Source organism: Paraglaciecola mesophila (genome assembly GCF_009906955.1).
Lineage (GTDB): Bacteria > Pseudomonadota > Gammaproteobacteria > Enterobacterales > Alteromonadaceae > Paraglaciecola > Paraglaciecola mesophila_A.
The window spans coordinates 2761517-2778841 of sequence record NZ_CP047656.1 but is presented as its reverse complement, the minus strand read 5'-3'; the positions used below and the strand labels follow the sequence as shown (position 1 = coordinate 2778841).

Annotated in this window: 18 protein-coding genes; 7 read left to right on the top strand and 11 right to left on the bottom strand. The window is 43.2% G+C overall.

Going from position 1 to position 17325, the window contains the following annotated elements; all coding sequences use genetic code 11:
* Positions 1-4: 4 nt before the first annotated feature.
* The 4 genes from lysA to FX988_RS11910 all read right to left on the bottom strand — a co-directional run bounded on the left by lysA (position 5) and on the right by FX988_RS11910 (position 3200).
* A complete protein-coding gene (gene lysA, locus FX988_RS11925; protein ID WP_160180068.1) occupies positions 5-1252 on the bottom strand; it encodes a diaminopimelate decarboxylase in 1248 nt (415 codons plus the stop codon).
* A gap of 1 nt (position 1253) precedes the next feature.
* Positions 1254-1424, bottom strand: a complete 171-nt coding sequence (gene lptM, locus FX988_RS21930; RefSeq protein ID WP_412761896.1) for an LPS translocon maturation chaperone LptM — start codon at positions 1422-1424, stop codon at positions 1254-1256.
* A 162-nt stretch (positions 1425-1586) separates the two neighbouring features.
* The gene (locus FX988_RS11915; protein WP_160180065.1) at positions 1587-2663 is read right to left on the bottom strand and encodes an MJ1255/VC2487 family glycosyltransferase; all 1077 of its coding nucleotides are present in this window, start codon (positions 2661-2663) and stop codon (positions 1587-1589) included.
* Between the two features lie 27 nt (positions 2664-2690).
* Positions 2691-3200, bottom strand: a complete 510-nt coding sequence (locus FX988_RS11910) for a phosphatase PAP2 family protein (RefSeq protein ID WP_160180063.1) — start codon at positions 3198-3200, stop codon at positions 2691-2693.
* Between the two features lie 202 nt (positions 3201-3402).
* Here FX988_RS11910 and rraA point away from each other — a divergent pair, with 202 nt between their 5' ends.
* A complete protein-coding gene (rraA, locus tag FX988_RS11905) occupies positions 3403-3888 on the top strand; it encodes a ribonuclease E activity regulator RraA (RefSeq protein ID WP_006991623.1) in 486 nt (161 codons plus the stop codon).
* A gap of 79 nt (positions 3889-3967) precedes the next feature.
* On the opposite strand, the gene FX988_RS11900 is transcribed toward rraA, so the two are convergent.
* The 4 genes from FX988_RS11900 to FX988_RS11885 form a co-directional block, all read right to left on the bottom strand.
* Entirely contained in the window at positions 3968-4375 is a 408-nt protein-coding gene (locus tag FX988_RS11900) for an ExbD/TolR family protein (protein WP_011576765.1), read from the bottom strand.
* Between the two features lie 384 nt (positions 4376-4759).
* Positions 4760-5560 (bottom strand): CLCA_X family protein, encoded by an 801-nt coding sequence (locus FX988_RS11895; protein ID WP_160180061.1) that lies wholly within the window; start codon positions 5558-5560, stop codon positions 4760-4762.
* Positions 5557-6105, bottom strand: coding sequence for a flavodoxin FldB (gene fldB, locus FX988_RS11890; RefSeq protein ID WP_160180060.1), 549 nt, complete (start codon positions 6103-6105; stop codon positions 5557-5559). Before fldB ends, FX988_RS11895 begins: the two co-directional genes overlap by 4 nt.
* A 114-nt stretch (positions 6106-6219) precedes the next feature.
* On the bottom strand, positions 6220-6678 hold the full coding sequence (locus tag FX988_RS11885) for a nuclear transport factor 2 family protein (protein WP_160180058.1): 459 nt from the start codon (positions 6676-6678) through the stop codon (positions 6220-6222).
* A 270-nt stretch (positions 6679-6948) separates the two neighbouring features.
* Between FX988_RS11885 and FX988_RS11880 the strand changes: the two genes are divergently transcribed.
* Together FX988_RS11880 and FX988_RS11875 are read left to right on the top strand one after the other, a co-directional pair.
* Complete coding sequence (locus FX988_RS11880; protein ID WP_160180056.1) at positions 6949-10074, top strand: glycoside hydrolase family 2 TIM barrel-domain containing protein; 3126 nt, start codon at positions 6949-6951, stop codon at positions 10072-10074.
* Between the two features lie 139 nt (positions 10075-10213).
* Positions 10214-11386, top strand: a complete 1173-nt coding sequence (locus tag FX988_RS11875) for an esterase-like activity of phytase family protein (protein WP_160180054.1) — start codon at positions 10214-10216, stop codon at positions 11384-11386.
* Here FX988_RS11875 and msrA read toward each other — a convergent pair.
* A complete protein-coding gene (msrA, locus tag FX988_RS11870) occupies positions 11383-11925 on the bottom strand; it encodes a peptide-methionine (S)-S-oxide reductase MsrA (protein ID WP_160180053.1) in 543 nt (180 codons plus the stop codon). The two genes, FX988_RS11875 and msrA, sit on opposite strands and share 4 nt — an antisense overlap.
* A 133-nt stretch (positions 11926-12058) precedes the next feature.
* Between msrA and FX988_RS11865 the strand changes: the two genes are divergently transcribed.
* The 3 genes from FX988_RS11865 to FX988_RS11855 all read left to right on the top strand — a co-directional run bounded on the left by FX988_RS11865 (position 12059) and on the right by FX988_RS11855 (position 14789).
* Positions 12059-12469, top strand: coding sequence for a thiol-disulfide oxidoreductase DCC family protein (locus tag FX988_RS11865; protein WP_160180052.1), 411 nt, complete (start codon positions 12059-12061; stop codon positions 12467-12469).
* On the top strand, positions 12466-13227 hold the full coding sequence (locus tag FX988_RS11860; RefSeq protein WP_160180051.1) for an SDR family NAD(P)-dependent oxidoreductase: 762 nt from the start codon (positions 12466-12468) through the stop codon (positions 13225-13227). Before FX988_RS11865 ends, FX988_RS11860 begins: the two co-directional genes overlap by 4 nt.
* 140 nt (positions 13228-13367) lie before the next feature.
* Complete coding sequence (locus FX988_RS11855; RefSeq protein ID WP_160180050.1) at positions 13368-14789, top strand: sodium-dependent transporter; 1422 nt, start codon at positions 13368-13370, stop codon at positions 14787-14789.
* A gap of 347 nt (positions 14790-15136) precedes the next feature.
* On the opposite strand, the gene FX988_RS11850 is transcribed toward FX988_RS11855, so the two are convergent.
* Together FX988_RS11850 and FX988_RS11845 are read right to left on the bottom strand one after the other, a co-directional pair.
* Positions 15137-15994 carry an NAD-dependent epimerase/dehydratase family protein gene (locus FX988_RS11850; RefSeq protein ID WP_160180049.1) on the bottom strand — a complete coding sequence of 286 codons (858 nt, stop codon included), beginning with the start codon at positions 15992-15994 and terminating at the stop codon, positions 15137-15139.
* Positions 15995-16028: 34 nt separating this feature from the next.
* On the bottom strand, positions 16029-16808 hold the full coding sequence (locus tag FX988_RS11845; RefSeq protein WP_160180048.1) for a DUF2884 family protein: 780 nt from the start codon (positions 16806-16808) through the stop codon (positions 16029-16031).
* 281 nt (positions 16809-17089) lie between these two features.
* Between FX988_RS11845 and FX988_RS11840 the strand changes: the two genes are divergently transcribed.
* Entirely contained in the window at positions 17090-17290 is a 201-nt protein-coding gene (locus FX988_RS11840; RefSeq protein ID WP_008302950.1) for a hypothetical protein, read from the top strand.
* Positions 17291-17325 lie beyond the last annotated feature (35 nt).

The window sequence follows — 17325 nt, the reverse complement described above, 5'->3', positions numbered from 1 at the left end:
TTCCTTACAGCGTGCTTTCACCGCGCCATAGGTCTTCAAGGGTTTCACGTTCACGTACTAGGATGATGTTTTCCTTGTCGACCATTATTTCAGCGGCTTTACAACGACTGTTGTAGTTTGATGCCATCACAAACCCATAAGCGCCGGCGCTGCGTACTGCTAAGTAATCACCAGCCTCAATTGCTAACTCGCGCTCTTTGCCAATGAAGTCGCCGGTTTCGCATATTGGCCCAACAACGTCATAAACTGCGCTGTCACGAGTGAGTGAAGTATCAAGGGGAATAATGCTTTGCCAAGCTGAATATAATGCAGGGCGAATTAAATCGTTCATGGCGGCATCAACAATAGCGAAATTCTTCTCAGCGCCTTGCTTTAAAAATTCTACTTTGGTTAATAGCACCCCAGCGTTCGCCATAATGGCGCGACCCGGCTCAAAAATGAGCTGCAAATCTTCACGGCCTTGCATTCGCTGCGCAATGGCTTGGGTGTATTCATCAGGGTGAGGAGGCGTTTCGTCTTTGTAGGTTACGCCTAAGCCGCCGCCGACATCTAAATGCGCTAAGGTAATGCCATTTTCAGCTAGCTCATCAATAAGCACTAATAGTTTATCAAGCGCATCAACAAATGGGGCGATTTCGGTTAATTGTGAACCGATATGGCAATCGATACCTTTTATTTCTAAATTGGGTAGTGAAGCAGCATGACGGTAAACTTCTACTGCTTGTTCACGCTCGATACCGAACTTATTGGCTTTGAGGCCAGTAGAAATATAGGGGTGCGTTTTCGCGTCAACGTCTGGGTTGACACGAATTGAAATAGGGGCAATTTTGTTTTCGGCAACAGCGACTTGGCTAATACGCTCTAGTTCTGCTGGTGATTCAACATTAAAGCACTTAATGTTGTGCTTAAGGCCCAGTGCGATTTCTTCTGGGGTTTTGCCTACACCAGAAAAGACCACTTTGGTAGGGTCACCACCCGCTTTGAGGACGCGTAATAACTCACCACCTGACACAATATCAAAGCCTGACCCGAGCTTTGCCAAAACGCTTAGTACGCCTAGGTTAGAATTGGCTTTTACTGCGTAGCAGACTAAATGTGGGTGTGTACCAGCGGCTTTATCAAAGGCTAACCAATGGCGCTCGATAGTGGCTTTAGAATATACATAACATGGGGTTCCATGGGTTTGAGCAATGTCTTGCAGGGATACATCTTCTGCATAGAGTTTTTCATTTTTATAGCCAAAAAAATCCATATTACTGCTTACCTTCTTGGGTCTCTTGAGATGGGCTAGGAGAAGTCTGAGATGTGGTGTTTTGCTGGGGCTTTTCCGGCAAAGTTAAGGGTTTCTTTTGCCCACAGCCCTGCAATGTTAACAGGGAAAGTGCACTTATTAGTGCTAACAAAAAAATCGTTTTACGTTGCATCTCAGGTCTCAACTAATAGTGTAGCCGCGTATGATGGCACTCTTAGCGTAAAATGCAACGTGTTAACCGTGCTTTAAGCGTTATAATCTATATTCATTTTAACCAAGACGCACCCAGCCACACTTGATTAAAATACCCGTGAATGTGGCATGCTAAAGAGTGCTAGCGATTTGCAATGGGGAGTTTGTCTAACTGTGTGACCACTGATTGTGGAAAGCGCACTTTGCTCCAAAGTTGCTCGCATAATGCGTTAACGGCTTGCCAATCGCGTTTGACTAACCAATCAATCAGAATGTCCGGGTTTTGTGGATAAGCAATACGTTCAATGGCAGGTTTAACTAACCATTCTTCGACAGTGTCGCTGTCTAGTGTCGGCATACTTTGAGCTAGCCCTAGTTGAACTAGGGTTTTGGCATTAGACAGTTGTTCGTATTGGCCACTTAAGGGTTTGATCAACAGTTTTTTACCAAAGTGCAGGCATTCACTTGCCAGTTCAAAGCCTGCATTGGCAATTACCCCAGAACAGCTCTGCAGAATACTTACAAAATCGACTTTTGACGGTCGACGCCATTGAATATTTCCTGCCTGAACGTCTTGTTCTATTTTTGGATGAAAGCAAATGAAATCATGCTCTGAGAATGGGTCAAGCAGAGCATTGATATCATCTACTTCTTCAAACGGTAAATACACTAAATATGTGCGCGATGGTGGACAATGACTGTCATCTGCTTCGATAAAAGGCGGCATGATTGCGTGCCCAAAGTGATACCAGTGCACACCTAGATGCAAGTCGGTAGGGGCAAAATATCGTGTAATCAATTTATCGAATAGAGTACCGGGTTGTTGCGGAATGGGGTGTACAAAGGCTGCTTGATGGCTGATGGATATAGAAGGAATGTTGTTTCGCTTTGCCGCCCAAGCGCTAATTGGCTCGAAGTCATTGATGACTAAGTCGTAGTCGGTTGCTCGCACATTTTTTATATCACGATACAGCTCACTGAGTTTTGCTGCTTTGAAGGTAGCTGATTTGCTGATTTTTCCACCTTTGGTTTCAAAACTTAAACCACGATAACTGGCAAAATCACCGAAGACTTCCATATCAAAATATTTGTCTTTTTCTCGGCCGGAGAAAAGATAATCCACTTGTATATCGTTGCGTTGATCAAACGCTTTTGCCATGACTCGGGCGCGGGTAGTGTGCCCATTACCGGTGCCTTGTACACCGTACAATATCTTCAAAGGTGAGTACTCTTTCGTTGTGACAAGTTATAGCAAGGATAAGCTGAAATAAGACATGCTTAGACCCAAGGCCGCACCCGCTAAAATGTCGCTAGGGTAGTGCACGCCCAATAACACACGAGATAACCCGATGATACTGGCCCAGCAATAAACCAATATCAGCATGGATGGATAAAAGCTGGCTATTAATGAGGCCATTAGAAATGCCGCTGCAGTGTGCCCTGAGGGCAAGCTAAACTTGTCGGATGGGGTGATATGAGCACTGAAGTTTTGCAATAGATCACAAGGACGCTGCCTGCGTAAAAACTTTTTCAAAATTAAATACACAGGAAGTTCTAAGCTGTATGCCAGCAATGCACTGTATAAAAATAGCGCGCCATGCTCTGCTTCAAATAACCAAAGTAATAAACCAAGGAGTAAATATAAGTGCCCGTCGCCGGTACGTGACATCCAAATTATCCAGCGGCAGTCTCGTTTCGCGGTTAACCCAAAAAGCCAGTGAAAAAGCTGGGTATCTGTCTGAGTAAGTGTTTTCAAGGTGACACTCCATCAACTCGCATGTGTTCGATGTTGAAGATGGTATTTTTTCTGTGTGAAGCTTAGGTGACAGATTAAAGAACAGTTTATGAAATAAACTTCCCCAGTAGTGTGAATTAAAAAAACGCAAAAGCTTGATTAGTAGTGGCATTGCCAATACCTAACAGTATACTGGTAGTAATTCGTCTGAAGGGGATTGGCAATGGAATATAATACATCTGCATTATGTGATTTATTTGCTGACAGTGTTGATGTGGTAGAACCCATGTTTGTTAGCTTTGGTGGCCGTGCGTCATTTGGCGGTGAAATTACCACCATCAAGTGTTTCGAAGATAAGGGTGTCATTCTTAAAGCGCTGGAAAAGCCAGGCTTAGGTAAGGTATTACTCATCGACGGCGGCGGCTCTATGCGCAGAGCGCTAATCGATTCCGCAGCAGCTCAAATTGCCTTAGATAATGGCTGGGAAGGCATTATTTGTTATGGCAGTGTACGCGAAGTTGATGATCTCGAAGAAATTAATGTTGGCGTTCACGCGATAGCGTCTATTCCCGTTAGTGCTGACGACCAAGGTGTTGGTGAGGTAGATGTGGCGGTGAATTTTGGTGGTGTGACTTTTTTACCAGAAGATCATGTCTATGCTGATCGTACTGGGATTATCCTTTCTCCTGAGCCGTTAGACGTAGAATAACCTGTTTATTGCAGACATAAAAAAAGCCATCATTTGATGGCTTTTTTCGTATTTGATGCATTCGTTAGTAACGAATAAGTTACTTACCTACTAAAACAGAAACATTGGCAATGCCAGCTTCTTTAGCTTGGTTAATAACTTCAGTTACCACACCGTGTTTCGCTTTAGGATGAGCTTGAACAGCAGCAGAGTCTGTGTTGTTTTCAGCTAAAAAGCTTTGAATGTTCGCCACGATACGACGGATATCCACTTCACGACTGTTCATCATGATAGTGCCATCTTCGTTAACGCGGATCGCTAAAGATTTAACATTCGTTTTCGGCGGCGGTGAGTTTGAGTCTTTCGGACGCAAAACATCTAGACCTTTTTCTTTTACGAAAGAGGTGGTAACAATGAAGAAAATCAACATGATGAACACAATGTCCAACATGGGGGTCATATCAATTGCTGCTTCGTCATCAGAAGAGCCGTGCTTCTTTCTTTTCATCTGTACTTGTCGCCAAATTGTTGAAATTGAATTCGCCTAGTATAAAGGCACTTTTAGTTGAGAGCATCCACTAATTACATAAATTTATGCAATTGTATTAACGAAAATGGATTGTTTTTCACATGTTAGGTATAAAAAATACCCAATAACAGATTTATCAACTGACAAATCAAAAGATGTGAATGGGCTATTCATGCGACAAACATATCGTTTGCTCTCTTTATTGACATATTCCTACGACCAAAACGAAGATAAGTGTGACTCAGATCAAGCTGAGGATCTCGCAGATCATTTTTCGGCACGCGCACTATTTGTATCGTAGAACGAGATATTTTGCAAACCCAGTACATTTTTTAAACGCCAGTTAAAGGTTAGCATTCTGCACTAGCCGCTTTTGCTCTCGAGGGCTTGGCCAAGATGAACAAAGTAGTGTAAAAAATGATCATGAACACGTCGTCTATGCGTATCTTTGGGATAAACGCCTAACATCGCTTCTGGACTTTTCTTAGTGCCCTGTACTAAAAACGCGTTGCGTATGGGCTGATCCTGAATGATCGCTTCGAATGCTCGGGCGGCCATCTCTTGAGGACGAGCGAAATAATACAGCTTCATTTCTTTGTCCACTAAGGCGCTGGCGAGTACGTATTGGTTGGGTTCTTCTTTGTCAGGGGATAGAAAAATAGCCTCGAAGCAATGACTAAGCTTTTTGTTCAACGGGTGGGGATGCATCCGGTAATCATCTAACCATAGCTCGGAGGCAAAATGATGGGGCTCACAGTGAATGAACAATTTATCGCAAATATAATGATCAAATGCGTGAAACCATTCATGAGCTAATGAACCGCCCCCTGCATTTTTCGCCAAGGCAAGACGTTTAGTCTGAGACTCATAGTGTGCGCAACTGTGCTTGCGCCCTCCTGTACCGAAGGCTAACGATAAGGTACCGTTCAATGAAATAACCGATTCGGGAACCTGCAAAATATCCATCAAATCACAGAAGGCGTCAAAAAATAAATTAGCCGCAATTTGCTGCTCTTCAGGTGTAACCCATTTGCCTATATTGACGGCACGGAAACCGAAAATTTTCACGATATCCTGAAAACTGACATCCGCGCCACTGCGATGTTCAACGCCGTTGCGGTAATAAGGCCGATGCAGTCGTGATTGGCTAGCCTTGGGGATCACTGATTATCATTATCCAATTCTAACAACAATTGCTCAGCCCAGCTCTCAATGCGCTGCTCGGTTTTATCGTACTGGTTTTCGTCATCCAGTGATAATCCCACAAAGTGAGAACCATCTTCGGTAAGCCCTTTGGATTCGGTAAATTCATAACCGTCATTTGGCCAATAACCAATAATATTGCAGCCCAAAATAATCAGTTCGTCGTGCAACATACCAAGGGCATCTTGGAACCACTGAGCGTAGCCAAGTTGATCACCAAGACCAAATAAAGCCACGGTCTTGTCTTTTAGGTTTAGCTCACTGATGTCTTGCCAGCAGGATTCCCAGTCTTCTTGCAGTTCACCGAAGTCCCAAGTGGAAATCCCAAATATGAGTACATCGAATTGCTCTGCTTGGCGCAGGGGGACATCTTTGATATTGAAAATATCCACGACGTGGGCATCAAACAAGCGATTAAAAGCAGTTTGAATTTTCTCTGCAGCCATTTCGGTGTAACAGGTGGTTGAACCGTAAAATAAACCAATTTTAAAAGCCGAATCTGACATGGGTACCTTATATTGTCGCTAAAACGTTCGGGCTATTGTCCTTGTTTGCCATGCAATGGTCTAGGCTTGATGACACTTTGTGTCTGTACTTTTTTTGCTACGCAGGAGAGATGACTAACACTTTGCCGCTGCGTAATAGGTGATGCTACTTATAAGGCCGTCGCTAAGCTGATAGATAGACATAGCGCATTGTGACGTTCCAGTTTGATGTTGCTCAGTAAACGCCTCTTCTATTACGGCAACGGTATTACCCAGCTCAATACTGTCTTTAATGCGGGAGCGAGCATGAGGCTGCGCTTTGAAATGTGCTTGCATCGCACTTTGTAGTTGTTTTTTATCTGCGGTTTCAACAATTAGCTGGTTGTTAGCTACTCCAAGCCATTTAACGTCTTCGGTCATATTTATCAGCATGCCATTAATATCATGTTCATTGTACGCAGCCATAAAATTAGCAATGCGATCAAGATTATTCGTTGGCTGAGCATGGGTGCGTGAAGCAAGGAGGGTTACGCAGCTTAATATAAAAAAAATTGACATTAATCGTGTTGTTTTTTGGCGTGTACGCACGTTCATTTGAGACCCCTTAGAATAAGAACTTGATTGTTGCTCAGTATTTCATTGATTTTCCCAATGTACCAAGAGGATTTAATTTGTCTATTGACTCGTGAGTAAGCACTTTAATATGTAATATTAATATTATTTACACTGAAGCAGCTTGGCAATACCAGCTGTGTTCAGATGTGGGTTTTGAACGCCAGTCGCTGTTTATACAACGAGGAGCTGGTGTTTGCGTCTATTTGTCTTTTTATTACTTTTGCTTACTCGATACTGGAGCCACTTGCTATGACATCTACTGAATCTTCGACTGTCCCAGATTGGCAAAACCCGAAGGTCTTCGCAATTAACAAAGAGCCAGCGCGAGCCTCATTTTATAGTTTTTCTCATGATCCACAGCAATATGTGGATATGCCGTTTGATTCTCAAGACTATTTTAAACTCAATGGGAAATGGGACTTTTATTGGGTAAAAGCCCCGCATTTGCGACCGAAAGATTTCTTCAAGCCTGATTTTGATACCCGCAATTGGAACAAAATTGCTGTGCCAGGTAACTGGCAATTATTGGGTTATGGGGCAGCCAACTATATTAATATGGCGGTCGATTTTGCCAGTCACCCGATTGCTGGTGAAGTGCCTGCGGATAACAACCCTGTGGGGTCATATCGTCGCGATTTTGTCTTGCCTGATAATTGGACAGATAGACAAGTGTTTATCTATCTAGGGGCAGTTAAGTCAGCATTTTATATATGGGTGAATGGTCATAAAGTTGGCTATTCACAAGACTCTAAGACACCAGCTGAATTTGATATCACGCAATACGTAAAAGCTGGAAACAATGTACTTGCGCTGGAGGTCTATCGCTGGTCTGACGGCACGTATCTTGAGCTACAAGATATGTGGCGATTGTCTGGAATTGAACGCGATGTGTATTTGTATTGCACACCTAAAATACGGGTGCGAGATTTTCATGCGCTAGCAACACTAGACAGTGACTACTTGCATGGTGAGTTTGCACTAAGCGTTAGTATGCAGTCTCATTTGACTGAACAAGAAAATAGCGAGCAAGGCTGTAAAGTGCGCGCGCGTTTACTTGACGCTGAAATGGCCGTTGTCTTCGAGCAAGTAGAGCCTGTAATAGACTTAAATGGGCATTCTGCTGAATTACACTTTGCTGGCAAAATTGAGCATGTTGCTAAGTGGAGTGCTGAAACGCCTTACTTGTATCAACTTGAATTGACAGTGGTAACTGCTAAGCAGCAGACAATTCAGCACATATACTCGCGCGTGGGCTTTCGCAGCAGTGAACTGAAAAATGGCAACGTGTTAATTAACGGCCAGCCCGTATTATTCAAAGGGGTAAACCGCCATGATCATGACCCGGTAACAGGGCATGTCATCAGCCGCGAATCTATGCGCAGAGATATGCAGTTGCTCAAACAGTTTAATATCAACGCTGTGCGTACCTCGCATTATCCAAATGACCCTTATTGGTACGCATTGGCTGATGAATACGGTCTGTATATTGTCGATGAAGCCAATATTGAATCTCATGGTATTGGCGCTGCGAATCAAGCGATTGCTTACGACCCGAAAGGACATATGGGTAATATGCCTAACTGGAAAGGCGCCTACTTAGATCGTGTTTCTAACATGTATGAACGAGATAAAAACCACCCCAGCGTCGTGATATGGTCAATTGGCAATGAGACGGGTGACGGGCCGAATATGGAGACGTTGTACGACTGGCTGAAAAGTAAAACCAGTATGCCTGTCATGTCAGAGCAGGCGCAGTTACGCCGCCATACTGATATGTATAGTCAGATGTATGCGCCTATCCCTGTGCTTGAGCACTATGCTCAACTTGGTGAAACCCGTCCGCTCATTTTATGCGAGTACGAACACGCCATGGGCAATTCTATGGGTAACCTTGCTGATTATTGGCAAGTGATCGAAAAATATCCGCTTCTGCAAGGGGGGTTTATTTGGGACTGGGTAGATCAAACCTTTGCTTTGACCACAAAAGACGGTACGCCATATTGGGGCTATGGTGGAGACATGGAATCGCCGGGTATGTATCACGACGGTAATTTTAGTGCCAATGGCGTAATGGCGGCAGATAGAACGCCAAATCCCCACGCATTCGAAGTACAGGCGGTTTATCAGCATATGTGTGTCGATGCTTTTGATGTTGAAAAGCAGTCAATTAAAGTAAAAAACAAGCGATACTTTACTGATTTATCCGATGTGTCGCTACATTGGCATATCGAAGAAAATGGTCATGTCGTTCAGCAAGGGGTTATTGATACCTTGGACATTTTGGCGCAAGCAACGGCAGATGTTAGTTTACCTATTAAGCTAGATACATTGCCTGAGGCTGAGTATTTCGCCAACTTTGCCTTTATTAGCAAAACCAGCTCTGACATGGTGCCCGCAGGTTTTACTGTTGCTCGCAGTCAGATACCCCTTGAGCACTTATCTTGTGCTGTAGATTTACCGCAAGATACCGCTGAAAAAATCGACCAGTTGCAAATAAGTGATTCGGATTCACAACTGATATACAGCGGAGCTGATTTTTCTATTCATTTTGATTTGGCATTGGGTTTAATCAGCGAGTATCACTTGCAAAACCAAGCGATGCTGCTTGACCCTATTCGTCCAGAGTTTTGGCGTGCTCCTACCGATAATGACTTCGGGGAAGGTTTCCCTGAAAAAGCCAAAGATTGGCAGTATGCTGGGCAGAATATTGAGCTGACCACATGTAACTGGGCGGCACTAAAAGATAATAATGGGCATATTTGTGGGCTTGAAATAACAACAGAACATTACCTGAAGGACGTGCAAAGTCGTTATTTGAGTCACTACAAAATGGACACTGGTGGCAGTGTTACCTTTGATATTTGGTTTTATGCAGCACCTCATCAATTTCACAGTGCCTTGCCACGTATTGGTAGTCTGGTGCAAATGCCTACTCAGTTTGAACAGGTTCAATGGTTTGGCCGCGGCCCCCACGAAAACTATTGGGATCGAAAAACGTCGGCATTTGTTGGACATTATGCAATGTCGGTAGATGAATTGGCGTTTCCTTACGTTCGCCCTCAAGAAAATGGCTATCGTAGTGATGTGCGTTATGTGACGTTTCATGATGCAAATGGATTGGGATTAACGTTCAAAGGATTGAACCAAATCGGCTTTGGCGCCCAGCGTTATGACGTACACGAATACGACCAGTTTGAAAAACGCGGCTTACATCCACATGAATTAACCAAACATGAGCGGGTATTTATCAATATTGATTACAAACAGCGTGGTGTAGCAGGAACAGATTCTTGGGGCACAGCTCCTTTGTTTCAGTACACCTTACCTTGGCGGGATTATCACTATGGATTTGTGATGCAGCCAAGCCGTGGATAACGAATAAGTTGACAGGTATTGATGACGCTATGAATATCTCGCGTTTTTTACAAGAAATTTTATTTTTATCCCATGAACTATTGACCAAGAGGCCTTATCTACTTATAAAACATAGAAAAATGATTGAGCTGGAATATGCATGAAGCATAAATATTTGGTGTTGGGACTGATTGCGACGGCATTGTTGGGCTGTGGAAAAGTGCAGCAGGCGGCTGATGTAGCGCCAGTTGAATTGGATAAAAATACCGAAATTGCTGACGGAACCATGATGTTGAAAGGCCGGTGGATCACTGAACCAAATGGTGATGTGATGATTGATCCGCAAACTTCAGGCTTAACTGTATGGAATGATAAACTTGTTTCAATAAGTGACAGAAGCGCCGATGTTTCCCAGCGCATGCAGCTTCACCTAATATCCCCGGACACTGCTAAGCTCTCAGATAAGAAGATGATGCTGTCGTTAAATGATAGTCTTAAAGACAGCTGTTTTGCGGGCTATATACAAGGTAATCCTGATTTAGAGGCGTTGGTAGCCGTTCCTGATGAGCCAGGGGTATTTCTGACGATTACAGAAGATGCCAGCAGTTATAAGGGGCTGAGTGAAAGCTGTGTTAATCAATATGGTCAGTCTGGCTCGGTGGATTACCCGTTCGTACTCATTCGCCTTGAAGTACAAAAAGATAATTCTGTTCTTATGACCCATGCACGGCCATTAAAGTTTTCACCTTCGTTTAATCTAGGGAATTATCCAAATGACGGGATTGAAGGATTAGCCCTAAGCCAAGATGGGCGATTGTATTTTGCTCTAGAAAGAGACGCACAAGATAGAGCGCGTATTTTTACCACTACTCTCAATCAAGATACTTGGCTGCACGATAGGTTTATTGTAGTTGAAGATAGCAAAGTGAAATTGCCGGCTTTTAAGCACGGTAATCATCCCATTAATGCCTTAGAATTATATGAGCGTGATGGACATGAATACTTGTTCGCCGCAGCTAGGAATGATGAAAAACTCTGGCTGATTGACGTTACGGGTCAACATGAAACGCTAATTATAAATCTCGGCTTTTATGCCTCAGTGAATGAGCCTGATGATATATGTTCCGCCTGGGAGCCAATGGATAACGCTTCGATTGAAGGGTTAACCATTATTGATGACACTTTGTGGATGGTGAACGACCCTTGGAAGAAAGTGTACTTAAATAATATTAGCTGTGAACAAAATCGCGCCAAATACGAAAAAATGGCGCCTTTGTTATTTGACTTACCCATTCAAGACGCGTGGTTTACCTTAGGGGGTAACGAGCGTTAAATGCTTTTTAAACGGCTGGCGAAGGTTTTTTTAAACTTGGCCAGTTTGGGCGCAACGACCATATTGCAATATTGATTTTGCGGATTATTGCTAAAATAATCTTGGTGATAATCCTCAGCTTGAAAGTAGTTGTTTAGCTCAGTGACTTCTGTTACCACAGGATCGGGCCAGATTTTCTCGTCGCTTATTTCTTGTATTATTTCCTCTGCGGCCGCTTTTTGATGCTCATCATGATAAAAAATGGCACTGCGATATTGAGTGCCCACATCATTGCCTTGTCGGTTTAATTGTGTGGGGTTATGTAGAGCAAAGAAAATTTCTAACACCTCTCTGTAGCTTAATTTGTCAGCATCAAAATTGACTCTAACTACTTCAGCGTGGCCAGTTTGACCACTACAAACCGATTCATAAGTTGGATCTTGAGTTTGGCCACCGGCATAGGCACTGACGGCTAGTTCGACGCCATCTACTGTGTTAAATGCTGATTCTAAACACCAAAAACAGCCGCCGCCTAAAGTAGCTTGTTGAATATTTGCCATGACTTATCTCACTTAAATTGGTAAACCTTTAATGTGGTTACGTTGTTCAGTGGGTTCAAGGCTGATGAGTAAACTATTTTTTCTTTGTAGACGTAACAACTTCTATTACACGGTCTCACCCGCAGAGGTAGGAATGACAATAAAGATATTTTATGACGGATTTTGTCCCCTGTGCACGGCTGAAATGAAAAAGCTAAAGGCATATGACACTGAGCAGTTTATTCAGTTTATTGATATCCAAATGACAAATTTTACCCAACAATATCCAGCCCTGAGCTGGGATGCCCTTAATGCGCGTATTCACGTGCAAAAAGAGAATGGAGAGTTAGTTACCGGCTTAGACGCAACTTACCTCGCTTGGGAAACAGTGGGCAAAGGATGGCTCTATAGCTGGTTGCGCTGGCCAGTTATACGCTGGTTTGCTGATGGGCTTTACGCATTCTTTGCGCGTAATCGCTACACTATTTCGTATTTACTCACAGGACAGAAACGGTGTACAACGTGCTTTGTACCATCGGAGAAAGATAAGAGTCGTCACCTATGACGGTTCAAGGCAATGCGCTGGTCATTGGTGTGTCAGGCGGGTTAGGTCGCGAAGTGTTTAGGCAGTTGCTAGCCACCGGTCAACATAAAACAGTGATTGGCGTGTCTCGTCACATTAAGCATAAGCCAGTAGCGGATATTTCAAAATTTATATCAGGTGCCAAGCTCGTAGAGCTCGATTATAGTAAAGAGCAGTTAGTCAAATCGTTTTGCCAAGAGCTTGAAAATACGGGGCAGTTTACCCGGGTGATATGTTGTAGCGGCGTATTGCATGGCTCAAGCGCCGACGGAGTGAAATTACACCCTGAGAAACGCTTAGAAGAACTTTCAGCAGATATGCTTAGCGCGTATTTTGACACCAATACTGTCATACCTGCACTTTGGCTGCGCTATTTGTTACCTTTGGTGCAAGGCCCGTTGTCGTCTGATGTTAGTTTTTTAAGCGCAAGAGTGGGCAGTATTGAAGATAACCGTTTGGGTGGTTGGTACGGTTATCGTGCGAGCAAAGCGGCGCTTAATATGCTGATTAAAACCGCACAAGTTGAATACCAAAGGCGCGCTAAAAACGTGACCTTGGTGTGTTATCACCCAGGCACAGTCGACACTGCGCTATCAAAACCTTTCCAGAATAATGTAAAACCAGAGAAGTTATTCACCTGTGAATTCAGTGTTAGTCGCCTACTCATGCAGCTAAACAAGGTTCAAGCGGAGAAAGGCCCATACTTTATAGATTGGGACGGCAAAGAGATCCCTTGGTAATCTTCTTGATTTACAACTTGTAAATATTTTGTACATGTCAGCTATTGTGCGAATACATCTGAGCGAAGACTTTTTAATTATCTGCTGTTAACATCCGTTTATTATTATAAAAATAGATAACAACAATAAAGGATGTCTTTATGGGCGCACCTCGCGAACAGTTTGGCTCTCGTTTAGGTTTTATACTCGCCGCTGCTGGTTCAGCTGTGGGTATCGGAAATATGGTTGGTTTTCCGGTTGCTGCAACAAAAAATGGTGGCGGTGCTTTCTTGCTGATGTATGCCATTTTCGTTGCCTTCGTTTGTTTACCCGTGATGTTAGCCGAAATGTCGGTTGGTCGAGCAAGTCGTAAGGATCCGCTCGGTGCTTATAATGACTTATCCGGTGGTCAACGCCATTGGAAAATAGCGGGCTGGTTGGCCACTATTACGCCTTTTATGATCGCCATTTTCTATCTGGTGCTTACCGTGTGGATTTTCGGCTACTTAGTGCAATGTATATTAGGTAACCTTGATGTGTTGGCTGACCCCAGTACATTTGGGATATTTATAAATGGTTACGAACTGTTTTACTACATGATAGGCGTACTGATCATCGTGTATATGATCTTACAAGGTGGGGTGAAACAGGGCATTGAAAAAGCCGCTAAACTGATGATGCCAACGCTCTTTGTCATGCTAATCGGCTTGGTTATTTTTGTACTTACTCTAGATAACGCATTTGAAGGGGTAAAATATTATCTTATCCCAGATTTTACCAAAATTGACGCTGCTGTAGTAAGCGCCGCCTTATCTCAAGCATTCTTTTCGTTATCTCTGGGTATGGGGATTATGCTGACGTATGGCTCATATCTCGACAAGCACGCTGACGTACCTGGCTCAGCCAAACTAGTAGGGTTGATGGACACCGCCGTTGCTTTTATTGCCGGTCTGTTAATTTTGCCTGCGGTGTTTTCATTCAATCCGAATACCAATACTGAAAGCCTAAGTGATTCATCTGTAGGGATGATTTTTACCTTCTTGCCTAAGATTTTCTTGGCTCTACAAGCCACTATTGGCTACACAGGCGCGAGTATTGTGGCGAGTTTGTTCTTTTTGTTGGTGTTTTTTGCTGCGATCACCTCTTTGGTGTCAATTTTTGAAGTACCCGTTTCCGCGTTAATGGAAGATAAAGGTTATAGCCGTAAGAAATCTTTGGCGATATTAGGAGGACTGCTGGTGGTGATGTCAATTGCGGCAGCGACGTCTTTTGGTATTTCTACTTTCTTTACAGAGTTTCTCAGTTACGCAGGCCAAACAAAGTCAGTATTTGATGTCATTATCGACGTATTCTACGATACGATTTTACCCTTTAACGGCCTTCTGGTGTGTTTGTTTGTTATTTATCGTTGGAAGAAGAGCAACCTGAACACTGAACTGGATTTAGGTTCGCCGAAGTTTGCCAACAGCTGGTTTGAGAGATATGTTAACTTTTCCTTAGGCACCTTCATTCCGGTTATTCTATTCTTGGTGTTTATTAATACGGTGGCGCTGAAGTATTTTGGGCAAGCTTTAATAGGCTAACTTACAGAGCCAAATACGCACTGTATTTGGCTATTTATACCAATTCCATTAAATAATTGGCCTCTCAGAATTCATCCAGCGGGTTTTGAACAAGACGTCGGTGTGCAGTAATGGTTGTTCCCTTTCAAATACCGAGAACGCAGTGCAAAACCCGCTGGGGAATTCCCTTCGGGCGAATTTTAAAAGGACTTACTCGGTGTTGCTCAAACTCGAAAGAGCACAGGTTAGTTTTTAATAAAGAGCTATCATTTAAGCGCCTTGATTAAGCCCTTTTAAATTTTCGCTGAGTGGTTAATTATTTAGTGGAATTGGTATTAAAGGCTGCAACATTCGTACATTTACGAATGTCATAGCATATCGTAAGGACTTGGGTATGCGAGAGACAGACTGAGCTTTCTCAAGGTGTACGCAGGATTAAGGTGTTTGCCTGGCTGCTCTTGCTCTTCAGCAGAAAACGTCGGCGGCGTTAAGTTAAGCTGCTTTGCCGCCCAACTATAATAGGCTTTTCGAGTGGGGTGTTCAGTTGACGATAACAGCAACGTTTCCCCCCACGCATCATTTAGTATTATCTTTTCAATTGCGTTTATAACATCCCGCTGGTGGACCAAATTAATTTTTTGACTGCCTGCAGCCAAACCTTGTTTGCCTGCTAAAAACTTGCCGGGATGTCGATCAGCGCCAACAAGCCCAGCGAGACGTAAAATACAGGCTGTTTGAGGAATATTGTGGCATATATATTTTTCTATAGCTTGGTGCGCGCGAGCTGACTCTGTGGCAGGGTTTAAGGGGCTCAGTTCGGTGATTTCCCCCTGGACACTACCGTACACCGCACTTGTGCTGATAAAGACGATTTTCGCTTTATGTTCAATGCTTGTACGCTGAATAAGTTCGCACATATTGCGAACAAACTCAGCGCTGGCTTGTGGGTTCTTCGCTAAATTTTTGCGCCCAGGCGGAATATTAATAATAACTAGATCGTTATCCAATAAGGTTACTTTATTAACATGTTCAGCGAGGGATTGGCCAAGCGTAAATGGCAGGGCATTAATACCGTCATTTCTGAGGCTGTTGAGCCGCTGTTCACTGCGAGAGGTGACTTTTACCTCAACAGAGGCGCCTTCGTTTTTTTCTCTGAATTCGTTGCTGCTTAATCGAGTGGCGAGGGGCTGGCCTAACCAGCCTCCACCAAAAATAGTTATTTTCATAGTTGGCTTAACAGAATAAGTGGACTTGATATAATTACATTGCGTAGTGTTTTACCTGAAGTACGTCCATGTTCGCAAGTTGCGGTACTTCATTTTGCAGTTTTTCTTCCAAACGATCTATGTTGGCTAAACTGGCGCAAAGTACTTCGGCTCGCGCTTCTAAGGCTTCACCTTGATGCTCGAACTTTTGTTCAATGTTTGCAGCAAAGGTTTCCATGCGTTGTTCAAAATCATCCACATCCCCGTCACTGAATATGAGTTCGCTGCCGATGGCGATCATTATTTGCCCTATAGAATGGGCGACAATGGTTTCTATGGCTTGCTCGAACTTTTGCTCAAAACCTCCACTTAAAAATTCGCCGTCTTCGAAATGAGCCGAGTTTAAGTTTATTGAGCCATCATCACTGTAAAAGCTGCGGTCAAGCTCACGTTTTAGCTCACCTAACTGCGCGCTAATGTCATCGACAACCGAATTGTTTTCTCCCAGTAGCTGAGTAAAGGTTTCATGCAAAGCATAACGTGCCAATTCAATTGCGTCAGAAGCGATATTAGCAGCCATAGGGACTACTGAGTGGATACTGTTATAGAACTCGTCTAGGCGTGCTTGTTGGTTAACGTTAAGTTGTGTTTTTGTGCCGTTTACCCAAAGCTGTTTACTTTGATTGATAACAATTTTGTCATCTTGTGTAGTGGTTAGCGTCAACACTTGGTCTTCTAGCTGCATGACACCATCAAATTCCACATCACACTGTTGTTCGGCGGAGACAGCCATGCTGCTAAAGAGTAGGGCGGTACAAAATATAAGTTTATGCATAACCTTTTTCCTTTTAAGTTCAATTTTGTTTTGTCATCTGACGAGATGAATCGTTCTTTTATAGGATAGAGCAAAGCCTAGGCCAAGATTAAAAAATCTATAAATACAATGAGTTATGATTTTTGTAGGGAGCGTACTTTGCTTTTTAGTACGCTTATTTAGCAAAAAAGCTAATAGTTAGGCATTTTCACCAGCCTATGTTTTCTGGATTAATTTGGTATATAATTCCGCCACTATTTTTGTGGGCTTTTAGATTGATTTTTTGATGTTGAGGAAGAGTAATGGGTAATTGGACTGATGCAATCTTGTTTGGTTTTGGTTTAGTGGCGTTTGTATTGGGTGTTACCAGTATTATCATGGGTTTTATTGCTCAACCTGTACAACAGGAAGATGTAATGAAATCCCGTGTTGAGTACGGCTTTTTCGGTGTCTCTGGTGTAGTGTTATTCTTGTTATTCGTATACGCATTGACCGTAGGCTAACTGTCAACAGTCAAAGGTATACTTTCGATTATGAT